Below are 10,848 nucleotides of genomic sequence, written 5' to 3'. Positions count from 1 at the left end.
GGGTATCATCCCAAGGCCGTGCTCGTGTTCCGCGAGGGCTGCTACACCGGCTACAGCAGCGCGATTTACGGCGGTTTGGCGTCCGAGGACGTGCCGCTGATGTACGGCGATAGCGTCGGCCTCGGCGTCACCGCCGACGGCTTTCAGCTGCTCAATAGCCGCAACTGCGCCCTCAATTTGAGCGGGTATAAGTATTCGTTTGCCGTTTTTGCGTGAAAAATAGGGAAAACCCCCGAGGAAATTTTCCTCGGGGGTTTCTTTACTCATTCAGCGGGAGCCAAACAAGTTATTCGGTTTTCCGAACAAATTACCACTGGGTAATGTTACGGTTTACATCAACAACCAGAACAGTGATCTGATCGTTATCGTCGAAGTAAGCCTTTACGTTCGGAGCGTTGTCCTCAGACAGACCAGAGATGGTATACTTGGTGTAAGCGCCCTGGGTAGTAGTCGTCTTGGTAGCGGTGCAGAAGTCGCTATCGAATACATAAGCCAGGTCGATGTTACCCTCAGTTACGCCTTCGCTGTCATCGGAGTTAACGTACAGAACTACGGTGTCCTTGCTGTCAACCTTGCCAACGCGATCCGGATGATCTGCATTGGTTACAGCCTTGAAGAACTCGTTGTTCTTCTCGTCCTTGCCTTCCATCAGAGAAATGTCACCGCTTGCTGCGTCGTAGTTAGCAACGTAGTAGTTCTTAGCATCAGTCTTAACAGTAACGTCAGCATCGTTCAGATCGCCAGAGTAAGTGATCAGAGCGCCGCCGGACAGGTTGCGAACAGCGCTGTCATCAGTCTTGATGGTGATGTTCTCGGAGCCGTTCCAAGCGGAAACAACGTACTTGGTGCCGTCGGTGGTGTCCTTAACAACATCATCGGTGATTACTGCGTAGTTGTCATCGCTACCGCCGGTGGAATCGGAGCCGATGTCGATAAATGCAACCTGAGCGTAGTAGGAGTTGCCAGACTTGTTAGCAACAGCGATAGCGCTGGTCAGGTCCTTATCATAGCCGGAAGCAGTCTTACCGGAAACTACCTTGTAGTCAGCATCCTTACCGTTATCGCCCTTGTACTTAACGAATACAACGCCGGTGGATTCGTAGTACAGACGGGTTACGTTAGAAACCTCTTCGCTCTCAGTAGCGTTATCATCCTTAGCAACAGTAACCTTAACGGTACCATTCTTCATGCTGCCATCGGTCTTGCCGCCGGAAACAGTTACATATGCATCGTAACCATTGGTAGCGTAATCGCCCTTCTTATCAGTAGCGGTATCATTCTCGGTAATCTCGTTAACGCCAACACGGCTCAGAGTGTAAACACCGTCAGATACTTCGTAGGAAACGAGCATCGGAGCTGCAGAATGATCAGCATCATCGAAAGAGCCCGGTACATAAGTCATGTTCGGGTTAACAGCAGTACCCTCAGAGAAAGCGGTGATCGGGAACTTCTTGTAGTCCTTGTCATCCCAGTACTTCTCAATGTCAACGGTCTTGTCAGAGCCGTCAGCCAGAATCAGGCGAGCTTCCCACTTGGAGCCGGTGCCGCCCTTAGCAGCAGCCTCAACCAGCAGAGCCATGTCATCAACATTGCCTGCAGTGGTGTCGGTGTAGTAAACATAACCGTTTACAACAACCATATCAACGTTAGAACCAGTGTTCGGACGCTCTACAGCCGGGTTGCCGTTAGCCTTCTTGCCAGCCATGGTGTACCAGTTGCCGCCAACAGAAACGCCGTCGGTAGACTTGGTGCCGGTTACCTTGCCGGTAACAACGTTAGCCTTCTCAACCAGGCCGTTGCCGGAACCGTAGTTGCCAGCAGCGGAAACTACAACGTAGTCGTCCTTCTTAACGCCGTCGTACCAATCCCAATCGTCATCCTCGAGCTTGGTCTTGGACAGGATAGAGCTGTCGCCCTTCTTGTAGGTTACGTTAATGTAGTCAGAGCCTACAGCAGTAACCTTGCCTACTGCAAAGGTCTTAACCTTCAGGATGGAGTAGTTGGAAGTGCCGTCGGTAGCCAGCAGAGATACTTCAGTGCCCTGCCAGTAGTTGCCCTGATACTTGGTAGAGTCAGCGCCATCGCCGTATACATCTACAAACTGCTTGATGGTAGCCTTAATAGCCTTACCATCAGAATCCTTGCTTGCATTGGAATCATTGGTGGTGAAGCCATCGGAAGTCTTGTACAGAACATCGCCGTTTACATAAACGGTGGTGTTGTCAGCCAGATCATACTTGGTGCCGTCCAGCTTAACCTTCTTGTTGCTGTCCATCTTCAGGTCAGCCAGAACGCCGTTCTGCTGGGTGTTGTCGTCAGTTGCGTAAACACCGAATACGGTCTTACCATCCTTGTGCAGAACGGTAACAGTCTTGTACAGCAGATCGGAGTAATCCTTCTTCACGTCGGTGAACTTGGTCAGAACCTTACCGGAATCCTTGTCCTCGGTAGTGTTATCCCAGTCGATAACGTCCTTGTCGCTGTCCAGAGTGATGGTGTAAGTGTCCTTACCGCTGTTCTTGGAAACCTTGGTCAGGGTAGAAGTGGTCTTCTTGAGGGACATGTACTTCTCGCCTACGGTCTGGTTGTCCTTGTCCAGTACGTTGGTGTGATGGTAAGCATCGTCACGCCATACAACAGTCGGAGCATCGATGGTGTTGTAGATCAGCTGTGCAGCGTACTGACGCGGGCAAGCTGCGGTGAACGAGGTGTTAACATCGTCCAGCAGGCCGTTCTCGTCAGCCAGAGCGTTGGTCTTGGAAGCCCAGCCGGTACCTACCAGGCCAGCCTTCTTAGCGTCGTAACCCAGGGTTACGAGCAGCATCTTAGCAGCTTCCTGAGTGGTTACCTTAGCGTCCGGTACAAACTTGGTAGCGGACTTACCAGCGATGATGCCCAGGGACTGGCAGTACTTGATGTAACCGCGGCCCCAGTGGGTGCTGATGTCGGTAAAGGTGGTGTAATCGTCGTTGTACGCCGAAGCGTCAGAGTTGCCGGTACGCAGAACGTAGATCATCTTCGCCATCTGCGCACGGGTTACGGTCTCGTTGGGACGGAAAGAGCCATCATCATAGCCCTGAATTACGCCCAGCTCAACCAGAGTGTCCACAACTTCGGACTTAACCTTAATGTCAGCCGAATCCGTGAACGCTGCACCAGCAAACATGGTGAATGCGCAAGCAAACGCCAGTACCAGTGCAAGAACCTTTTTGAGATGGCATATGAAAAAACTAATATATGAGAAAAGGGTAATGAAAAATCGAAAATATAGTGTATTTATAACTTTATATAGGAAAATAGAAGAAAGAAATGTATTCCAAAATAAAACATAAAAAGTAAATTGGTATAAGCAAATACGAAAATAAAAAAATTTTTTGACAAATTTAGTGTTCGCCAACAGCATATATAAATATGTAGGTAAAAGTAAAGCACCGGAGCATTAGATATTTTATGGTATGATAAAGGACCTGTATCTAAACGTACAGGTCCTTCGTGGGTAAGGAAATCTGAGCGCTCCCATCTCTCTAATGCAACTTAAAAGCAGGGGAGCCACAGCCTTAAAAAATTTAAGTGTATACAGGATAACATAATTATTGAACAAATGCCATTGAGATTTTGAAATATCTATATGATTTAATATGTCTACGGTATGTGTAACGGCAGGGACGTAGAAGGTGCACTGCTGAAAAGTGCAGGTTTCGGGCCCCTCACTAATTCTTTGAGAGACGAATCATACGTCATAAAGAATTTTTAAGAGAAAGTGTTTTGATTTTTAAGAGATTTATTTACTTTGCAGCATTATCCCGCTCCATAGCCTCTCGGATGGCGCGCTTGATGAAAGCCGTGGTGGTTTCACCTTGCGCTTTCGCGTGTGCTTGAATCACAATACGCTCGCCCTTGGGGACACGAAAGCGGACTTCGTCTGTCTTTTCTTTCCTCCATTTTGCAGTTGCGCGTTTTTGAGCTTCAGTAATTGCCACGTTGATACCTCCTTGATTACATGATAAAATATAGCAAAATTGCAATATGGGATGCTCCTATATTTGTGAATAATATATATTGTATGGGAGCGTCCTATATGATATAATCTTATCAGAAAATAAAAAACGGCAGTACTTGGAAGCGCCAACTTCCAAGTACCTGCGCAGGTGAACCAACCACCTACACAACGGAAAACTCCGCACCGCAGTATTAGTATACCCTTTTTTTAAGGGTTGCACAAGACCTTTGTTAGTGCTATATTTATACTTCTTTCTGCTGTATGATTTTGACACCGTGTAGGCTCTATATTGCCTGCACGGTTTTATTTTCGCTCAAAATCACATATAGAAAGAGGCGAAATTATGATGAAGAAGTATTCCTTCGCAGATATGCAAATGTTGCACTGGAAAGATTACGAGTTCGAGTGCCAGCGGCTGACTCTTCCGAATGGCAGACAGGTCAACTTGACAAACAGTCAGAGCAAGCAGGTACAGACGCAGTACACGCAGTACATCGATCAACATCATCACGCACCGCGCATGGGAGATTTTATTTTCCCGAGCAAGGAGGCGAGGTCATGGGTGTAACTTTGCGGGAATGGTCGCAGCAGTGGCTGGAGGTTTACGTTAAGCCGGTAGCCAAGCCGAGCGGCTATGAACACTACTATGACAACATGTACAAGCATATCCTGCCGAAATTGGGTGACATGCCCTTGGAAAGTCTGACTACCGCCGTGGTACAGCACTTTCTCAACGAGGAATCCCTGCAGGGCAATCTGCGGACCGGCGGCGCGCTGAGCGCAAAAAGCATCAAAAATATGCGCGTTGTGCTGGATGTTTGCTGTAAGCGTGCTGTTGCGGACGGTATGATGCCCGCAAATCCGGTTGCTGCGACCGTATATACGCATTGCCGCTCGAAGAAGCACAATATTATGAGTGACAGCGATCAAAAAGTGCTCGAAAAGTGGCTGTTTTCTGATCTGTCGCTTAATAATGCAGGTATTATCTTAGCACTGTACAGCGGTATGCGTCTGGGTGAAGTTTGTGCTGCACGTTGGGGTAATTACGACGCGATGAGCGGCACGCTGCATATTACACAGACCGTACGCCGGGTGATGGTTGATCCTGAGGCAGAGTATGGCAAGCGGACGGAACTTATCTTCAGCTCTGCGAAAAGTGATGCTTCTGAGCGAGATCTGTATCTGCCGGAAGTACTGCAGGGTTTGCTTACCGTACAGTATCAGCGGTTCGAATCTCTTTTTAAGCGCACGCCGAATACTGATGATTTCATCATTTATAATACAGTCGGTGGTGTCATGGATCCGGATCATCTGAGCAGTTACTGGGGCGATGTACTGGACGGTCTTGGTCTGCCGCACGTTCGTTTTCACGACATTCGGCACACGTTTGCTACCCGTGCGATCGAGCAGGGTATCGATGTTGCAACGGTTTCGGGCATACTTGGTCATGCAGATGCTACAACGACTACGCATTATTACGTCCATCCCCGCGATGCGTCTATGCGGCGTGCCATGGCGGGAGTCACACCGGTCGGAGCAGTTACGCACGGATGGCAGAATACGCGCCTGTTTGCACCGAAAAGTGTGGAAGAGAAAGTACCTGAAGCCGCAAAGCGTGTGCACCGTCGCCGCAAGCACATCGCAGAATGTGGATGAGTAAATGCTGCGGAAATATATGAGGAGAATCAATATGAGAGACTATAAATATGTATGTAAAGACTGTAAGGAACACCTCACAAATTCTGAGGATCGATTGTGTGAATGGTGCCGGGACAAGAAAAGGGTTAATTCTGCACAGATTTGCATTATCTGTGGGAAAAGACGTACTCCTGCACGGGATGGTATGTGCTACAACTGTCGTCCAAAGGTGCCTAAGGAGCCCTATAAACCTGGCGTGCCTTGGAAGGAAGCTCTTGAATGGGTTGAGCTTGAATATGTTATTTTGCAGGCTCGTTATGACGGTTTGTCCTTTCAAGAAATTGCAGAGCTGACAGAATTGTCAGCTGAGGAATGTGCCGATATCGCCGTCAAAACGCTTGATAGACGCCGATTTGGGTATTACTTAAAAATATGAGTAACTCTCGAAAAAGGAATGGAAGACACGCAAAGTGTCTTACAATTCTTCCCCGCATTTGCGGGGGTCACCCCAATTTGATGTAAGCGCTTAGATTTGAAAATCGGCAAATTATCCCCGCATAAGCGGGGGGACAGAACAATCCCCAAAGCAAAGGACCATAAACCTTTTGCTTTGGGGATTGCTTCTTGGGGTAAGAAGCGTACGCCTTGCGGAATAGTAGATATTATGTTATGTGATTGCCGTCAAAAAGCAGCGGTTTCGTGCCTTTAACTTCTCAAAACGTTAGCCGCATCTGATGCCACCGGACATTTCCGTGCGTGGATTTCTCGGACACGCCTTCATCGACAAAGCCGAATTTCGCGTAGTACGCAAGGAGTCTGTCCTTGCAGGTCAGCACAAGTCCCTTGCGGCCCTGCTGTCTGGCATCGGCGATGGCACGACGAATCAGCTCACCGGCATAGCCGCGTTTGCGGTACTCCGGCAGGGTATTGACGCCGAAAATCATCTGCCATGCACCGTTTTCGTTGTGCATACAGGCGTTTTCGTACATTGTATCGGTCAAATCCGGCTCGTCCGTGACAAACCCATCGACAAACGCGATCAGCTTGTCGGCGTCGTACAGCAGCCAGAAGTGATTGCCGTAATACTTGATCCGCTCGACAAATTCCTGCTCGGTTGCCGCTTCTGCCGGCGGAAAGCAGGTGGCTTCTGCCGCGGCGATGGCAGCAATGTCTTTTTCTTCTGCATAGGTGATCTTCATTCGGTATTCCTTCTCAACGGATAGGGAGAATATCCGCTGTATGTTACTTTTCTCTCAGCATACCACGCTTTTGAGCGCGAAACAAGAAAAATCACTATGCTAAATACGCAATATCTTGTACATAAATCGGAGTGAGAGCGGCATCTGCACGGAGTTTCAGCGACACTTTCACGCAATAGAGCGACATCTTCTCCTTTTTCGGGTAATGAAAAAGCCGTACTCATTCGAGAACGGCTTTTGACTTATGCATCGGCAAAAAACAATCTGATTCATTCCGTACTTCTGTATATTTCTTGCCGATAATATGGTATACTATAAATACAGCTATCTCGCTCGGAGGTGAGCATATGAACTATCTTTCTGTTGCAGAAACAGCGAAAAAGTGGAATATTTCCGAACGAAGTGTGCGAAATTACTGTGCACAGGAACGTATTCCGGGTGCTGTGCTGATCGGAAAAACATGGCACATTCCCGAGAATATGGGAAAGCCTGCTCGCAGTAACGGCAAAAAAACGCCTGTCAAAACATTGCTTTCCATTCTGCAGGAAGAAAAACGAACCAAGTATGCCGGAGGCATCTATCACAAAACCCAAATCGACCTGACCTACAACTCTAACCACATTGAGGGCAACCGCCTGACGCACGACCAGACACGTTATATTTTTGAAACCAACACCATCGGTGTAGAAAACGAGGTGCTGAATGTGGACGATGTGATTGAAACCTCGAATCACTTCCGTTGCATTGATCTAATCATCGATCATGCAGCAAGCACGCTAAGCGAGCATTTCATCAAAAAACTGCACCATATTCTGAAAACCGGCACCAGCGATTCCCGTAAGGACTGGTTCGCCGTTGGCGAGTATAAGCGCTTGCCCAATGAGGTCGGCGGTATGCAGACCTCACTTCCAGAAGAAGTTGCCGATAGAATGAAAGCTCTGCTATCTGACTATAATGCCGTTCCTAAAAAGACACTGGACGATATTCTGGATTTTCACGTGCGCTTTGAGCGTATCCACCCATTTCAAGACGGCAACGGCCGCGTTGGACGGCTTATCATGTTCAAGGAATGTCTCAAATACAACATCGTTCCGTTTATCATAGAAGAAAACCTCAAGCTGTTTTATTATCGCGGTCTCAAGGAATGGTATAACGAAAAGGGATATCTTACGGATACCTGCTTAACCGCACAGGATAAGTATAAAGCCTATCTTGACTATTTCCGTATCCCCTACGAAAAGTGAACCAGAGAAGCCGTCCTCATTTGAGAACGGCTTCTGCTGTACCGGCTATCTTACATAATATGGCTCATATTTTAGGAAACAGCTTGTACAAATCTCTCCTAAAAGTTGTTCTTATCCCATTGTACCAGATGAGCAGCTTTGCTCACGCCGCCGAAATAATTGAAAGCATGAGCATGACAGTTCAGCCAGTTCTCTGTTTTCATGTCGTCGCAGGCTTTTGCATAGGCATCGCAGCTGCACGGGAGCACCGCTACAAGCAGATAGGCCGCACTCTGTGCGCCAGTAGCCAAGTCATATACCGGGACAGTATCTCCGGCCCAGTCCACCTGGATTGTATCTCCCGGCTTATGCTGAATGCGCATGGTTACTTTGGTAATGCGAGCCCATCTGCGGTATTTATCGCCAAGCTGTGTACTCATGTACGGCGTGCGGCTGCTTTCGTAGCACTTACGGCAGTATTCTTCCCATAAAAGCGTCAGCGTAACGCCGGGATTGGCCAGTTCGCGGTGGATGTACGGATAATCGGGTCCCACGTAAGTGCTGATTTTCTGGTATTTGTCCGGAAAAAGAATTCGCTCCAGCTCGGCGTTGGTAATGTCCTCGTCAAGGGGCCAGTGGATATTGTGTTTAGTTGTTTCTTTCAGGATGACACGCACTGTGTGATCTGAGCTATGATTTGTCACATGCTGATTGCACATGTGTTAAGTCATTATATCGTGAATTCAAAAGGTTGTCGCTGCGTTCCGGCGAGGTGCCGCTATTTCTCCGGCAAGATGTCGCTGAAAGTCTGTGCAGGCGCCGCTGTATGGGCGGTTTATGCATCTTGCTGCTATTGCAGGCCATTTAGTCGGATTTTACAATTTCAATCGGTCAAATTTCAGAATATCATTCAGTCAAATTTGAAAAGTCTAATCCGTCAGATTTTATAAGAATCAATCATACCACATCTTCTAAAAAGTTGGAGAATGAGGGTTGATTTTCAGACTGAGAGTATATATAATAGTTGCAGCATCAAAAAACGATTTATAGTTTTTGTACGGGGCGGCGTTGCGACGGCGTCCTAGTTTTTTATAATAAAAAGGTGCCTAATGATGGATCAGAAGCGACTTGAATATCTCCGTCAGGTGGAGAGGCATGCAGATGAAACCGGCTGGGTTGCTCCGCTGACCCAAGAAGATAAGGACCATTTTGCTTATTTGAGAAAGGTTTTCAAACGCTATAATATTGCTCCTTCTAAAGCAACCCCAACGGAGTATGACTTTGTGGTCGGAGTGTAATTATAGGATTTCAGAAAACACAGATATATCAACGGTTTGCTGGCAGTCGGCAAGAGGTATTTATTCTGCATTTAGATTATGCACTACAGGTTGATAGCAGGTTTCGTCCTTTTATTTTTCCTAGCATTCCTTGATTGTTACATCATACTGACTTTTGATCATATTTTTTACGCTATCCCGTTTTCCCCACAGATCATTAATCAAATACTTAAATGTGGCCATAGATATCCAGCAATAGTCCCCAACCCGTTCATGGAGATTAACTGGGCATGTAATAACGCATAAGGCTAATCCCCAAATAAAGCTTGGAGAAATGTTTAGATTTTGATCTTTATCGATAGCAAGCGGAACATTAGTGTTCCAAACAATTTTACTTTCTTCACCAGTTCCGTGTATTAAACCGCAACGCATAACATGATAAATAATCTGCTCCAAAGTGCAATACCCTTCGTAATCAGATTTAATATCCTTATGCGTAAAGGGAAGCTTAACAGCTTCTGTGATTAGTGATCCCATTCCGGTTACAACAATCATCCATATGTTTTCTTTAAGAAAACGTTTGTAACAAGAGGCAGAAGAATTTGGTTCGTTGTAATACTTTTGAGATGTTATATCTATTGCGATACAAATATCAGAAAGTGCCAATTCAATCTCACCTTTTGACATGTGGTCTATCATCGATTGGACCCGTTGCCCAACAGAAACTGACATACTTTACACTCCTTTGCAACTTTACGAAGATGAAGATATTATATAGCAAAGTATGAATTTTGTCATCCTATTTTGAAGTGACCCCAAAAAGTTAGACAATATTTTGAAGTAAAAATTGTTCAAGCAGCCGAAAGGGCTTGCTGTCTGTGAATTGCAGGCGGCAAGCCCTTTAGCTTTGCCTTGATTCTGCGGTTGTTGTAGTAATCTAGATATTCGATCAGTTCCAGTTTGAAGTGTTCCATGGAACGGAACTCCTGCAAATACAGTAGCTCACTTTTGAGCAGCCCAAAGAAATTTTCTATCACAGCATTGTCCAGACAGTTTCCCTTGCGGCTCATGCTCTGCCGGATGCCTTTCTCTCGGAGCATCCGTTGATACTGTTTATGTTGGTACTGCCAGCCCTGATCAGAATGGAGAATGAGGTTTGTTCCGTCCGGAATTTTTGCAAATGCCTCGTTCAGCATGGTCGTCACCATGCTGAGCACAGGACGATCCGATATGGTATAGCTGACCAGATCGTTGCTGTGCAAATCGAGAATCGGGGACAGATAGAGCTTTTCTCCGAACAGGCTAAACTCCGTCACATCCGTGACCCATTTCTGATTCGGCTTTTTGGCATGAAAATCCCGATTTAACAAATTTGGTGCAATTTTGCCTACTTTTCCCTTGTAGGAACGATATTTTTTCATCCTGACACGACAAACTAAGCCCAGCTTCTTCATGAGCCGCTGGACAGTCTTGTGGTTCACAGAGAATTTACGCTTGCGAAGTTCTGCCGT

At 46.8% G+C, this 10,848-nt stretch carries 12 protein-coding genes; 6 read left to right on the top strand and 6 right to left on the bottom strand.

Annotated elements, in window-relative coordinates; all coding sequences use genetic code 11:
* Positions 1 to 216, top strand: a 216-nt coding sequence (locus PG722_RS13165; protein WP_270580808.1) for a hypothetical protein, incomplete at its 5' end; no start/stop codon positions are given.
* A 91-nt stretch (positions 217 to 307) separates the two neighbouring features.
* Here the strand turns inward: PG722_RS13165 and PG722_RS13160 are convergent.
* Positions 308 to 3,166, bottom strand: coding sequence for an S-layer homology domain-containing protein (locus PG722_RS13160; protein WP_270580807.1), 2,859 nt, complete (start codon positions 3,164 to 3,166; stop codon positions 308 to 310).
* 619 nt (positions 3,167 to 3,785) lie between these two features.
* The gene (locus tag PG722_RS13155) at positions 3,786 to 3,980 is read right to left on the bottom strand and encodes a hypothetical protein (protein WP_270580806.1); all 195 of its coding nucleotides are present in this window, start codon (positions 3,978 to 3,980) and stop codon (positions 3,786 to 3,788) included.
* Between the two features lie 363 nt (positions 3,981 to 4,343).
* On the opposite strand from PG722_RS13155, the gene PG722_RS13150 reads away from it, so the two are divergent.
* From PG722_RS13150 to PG722_RS13140, 3 genes are read left to right on the top strand one after another with little or no spacing between them, the layout of a single operon-like run.
* A complete protein-coding gene (locus PG722_RS13150) occupies positions 4,344 to 4,568 on the top strand; it encodes a hypothetical protein (RefSeq protein ID WP_270580805.1) in 225 nt (74 codons plus the stop codon).
* The gene (locus PG722_RS13145; protein ID WP_270580804.1) at positions 4,559 to 5,656 is read left to right on the top strand and encodes a tyrosine-type recombinase/integrase; all 1,098 of its coding nucleotides are present in this window, start codon (positions 4,559 to 4,561) and stop codon (positions 5,654 to 5,656) included. The genes PG722_RS13150 and PG722_RS13145 overlap by 10 nt, the downstream gene beginning before the upstream one ends.
* A 34-nt stretch (positions 5,657 to 5,690) precedes the next feature.
* Positions 5,691 to 6,074 (top strand): hypothetical protein, encoded by a 384-nt coding sequence (locus PG722_RS13140; protein ID WP_270580803.1) that lies wholly within the window; start codon positions 5,691 to 5,693, stop codon positions 6,072 to 6,074.
* Between the two features lie 277 nt (positions 6,075 to 6,351).
* Here the strand turns inward: PG722_RS13140 and PG722_RS13135 are convergent, their stop codons facing one another.
* Positions 6,352 to 6,837 carry a GNAT family N-acetyltransferase gene (locus PG722_RS13135; RefSeq protein WP_270580802.1) on the bottom strand — a complete coding sequence of 162 codons (486 nt, stop codon included), beginning with the start codon at positions 6,835 to 6,837 and terminating at the stop codon, positions 6,352 to 6,354.
* 347 nt (positions 6,838 to 7,184) lie between these two features.
* Between PG722_RS13135 and PG722_RS13130 the strand changes: the two genes are divergently transcribed.
* Positions 7,185 to 8,081: a Fic family protein gene (locus PG722_RS13130; protein WP_270580801.1), complete on the top strand. Its 897-nt coding sequence runs from the start codon at positions 7,185 to 7,187 to the stop codon at positions 8,079 to 8,081.
* 98 nt (positions 8,082 to 8,179) lie between these two features.
* On the opposite strand, the gene PG722_RS13125 is transcribed toward PG722_RS13130, so the two are convergent.
* A complete protein-coding gene (locus PG722_RS13125; RefSeq protein WP_270580799.1) occupies positions 8,180 to 8,764 on the bottom strand; it encodes a hypothetical protein in 585 nt (194 codons plus the stop codon).
* A gap of 405 nt (positions 8,765 to 9,169) precedes the next feature.
* Here PG722_RS13125 and PG722_RS13120 point away from each other — a divergent pair, with 405 nt between their 5' ends.
* Positions 9,170 to 9,358 carry a hypothetical protein gene (locus tag PG722_RS13120; protein WP_270580798.1) on the top strand — a complete coding sequence of 63 codons (189 nt, stop codon included), beginning with the start codon at positions 9,170 to 9,172 and terminating at the stop codon, positions 9,356 to 9,358.
* Between the two features lie 120 nt (positions 9,359 to 9,478).
* Here PG722_RS13120 and PG722_RS13115 read toward each other — a convergent pair whose 3' ends face one another.
* Both PG722_RS13115 and PG722_RS13110 read right to left on the bottom strand, forming a co-directional pair.
* Positions 9,479 to 10,069, bottom strand: a complete 591-nt coding sequence (locus PG722_RS13115) for a hypothetical protein (RefSeq protein WP_186878705.1) — start codon at positions 10,067 to 10,069, stop codon at positions 9,479 to 9,481.
* Positions 10,070 to 10,188: 119 nt separating this feature from the next.
* Positions 10,189 to 10,848: IS3 family transposase (locus tag PG722_RS13110; protein WP_270580797.1), on the bottom strand; the 660-nt coding region annotated here is incomplete at its 5' end.

This window comes from Butyricicoccus sp. OF27-2pH9A, from assembly GCF_027693185.1.
Classification (GTDB): domain Bacteria; phylum Bacillota; class Clostridia; order Oscillospirales; family Butyricicoccaceae; genus Agathobaculum; species Agathobaculum butyriciproducens.
This window is presented reverse-complemented; position numbering and strand designations above follow the sequence as displayed.

Coding starts and splice junctions, on each gene's coding strand:
- PG722_RS13160 (WP_270580807.1), bottom strand. CDS start 3,166: ATGTTTGCTGGTGCAGCGTTCACGGATTCGGCTGACATTAAGGTTAAG.
- PG722_RS13150 (WP_270580805.1), top strand. CDS start 4,344: ATGATGAAGAAGTATTCCTTCGCAGATATGCAAATGTTGCACTGGAAA.
- PG722_RS13145 (WP_270580804.1), top strand. CDS start 4,559: ATGGGTGTAACTTTGCGGGAATGGTCGCAGCAGTGGCTGGAGGTTTAC.
- PG722_RS13140 (WP_270580803.1), top strand. CDS start 5,691: ATGAGAGACTATAAATATGTATGTAAAGACTGTAAGGAACACCTCACA.
- PG722_RS13135 (WP_270580802.1), bottom strand. CDS start 6,837: ATGAAGATCACCTATGCAGAAGAAAAAGACATTGCTGCCATCGCCGCG.
- PG722_RS13130 (WP_270580801.1), top strand. CDS start 7,185: ATGAACTATCTTTCTGTTGCAGAAACAGCGAAAAAGTGGAATATTTCC.
- PG722_RS13120 (WP_270580798.1), top strand. CDS start 9,170: ATGATGGATCAGAAGCGACTTGAATATCTCCGTCAGGTGGAGAGGCAT.
- PG722_RS13115 (WP_186878705.1), bottom strand. CDS start 10,069: ATGTCAGTTTCTGTTGGGCAACGGGTCCAATCGATGATAGACCACATG.